Origin of the sequence: Allobosea rubneri (genome assembly GCF_032464875.1) — a bacterium.
GTDB lineage: Bacteria > Pseudomonadota > Alphaproteobacteria > Rhizobiales > Beijerinckiaceae > Allobosea > Allobosea rubneri.
Window position 1 is genome coordinate 1 of sequence record NZ_JAWDID010000132.1, and the last position, 1000, is coordinate 1000.

A 1000-nucleotide genomic window follows, 5' to 3' on the forward strand; every position below is an offset into this window, starting at 1 on the left:
TGAACCGCCCCGGGTTCGCCGGAGGTCGTTTGGTTTGGGTCAGGCTGCGATGGCTGGCCCGTCCAGCATCGCGTAGTAGCGTTCCTCGGCTTCGGCCGGCGGGATGTTGCCGATGGGCTCCAGCAGCCGGCGATTGTTGAACCAGTCGACCCAGGTCAGCGTCGCGAACTCCACGGCTTCGAAGGATCGCCACGGCCCGCGCCGATGGATCAGCTCGGCTTTGTAGAGTCCGTTGATCGTCTCTGCGAGAGCGTTGTCATAAGAGTCGCCGACGCTGCCCACTGAAGGCTCTATGCCGGCCTCGGCGAGGCGCTCGGTGTAGCGAATGCTGACGTACTGAGAGCCCCTGTCGGAGTGATGCACGAGGCCGCCACGGTGGACCGGTCGTCGCTCGTGCAGGGCCTGCTCCAGCGCGTCGAGCACGAAGCCCGCATGGGCCGTTCGGCTCACCCGCCAACCGACGATCCGCCGAGCATAGGCATCGATCACGAAGGCGACGTAGACGAAACCAGACCAGGTCGAGACGTAGGTAAAGTCCGAGACCCAGAGCCGGTTGGGCGCCGGCGCGTGGAACACCCGGTTGACATGATCCAGCGGGCACGGCGCGGCCTTGTCCTGGACGGTCGTGCGGATCGGCTTGCCGCGAATGACGCCTTGCAGGCCGAGCTCGGCCATCAGGCGCTCGATCGTGCACCGGGCAACGGCGAAGCCCTCGCGCAACATCTGCCGCCAGACCTTGCGCGCGCCATAGACCTCAAAGTTCTCCCCGAACACGCGCTCGATCTGCGGCTTCAGCTCCAGGTCCCGCTTCGCCCGAGCCGACAGCTTCCGGGGATCGGTCCGCTTGGCAACATGCTCATGGTAGGTTGACGGGGCGATCGGCAGCACCTTGCAGATCGGCTCGACCCCATAGGCCCCGCGGTGATCGTCGATGAAGCCGATCATGACCGGTGTCGGCGGTCGAGCTCCGCCTGGGCAAAATACGCCGACGCCTTGCGCA

General features: G+C 65.9%; 1 protein-coding gene and 1 other annotated feature. The gene reads right to left on the bottom strand.

Annotation, left to right across the window (positions count from 1 at the left end; translation table 11 throughout):
• Positions 1-39: 39 nt before the first annotated feature.
• The coding region (locus RKE40_RS29595; RefSeq protein ID WP_316021728.1) for an IS3 family transposase at positions 40-1000 on the bottom strand (961 nt) is incomplete at its 5' end.
• Positions 871-987 (bottom strand) — a sequence feature (AL1L pseudoknot). Its footprint overlaps the gene before it by 117 nt.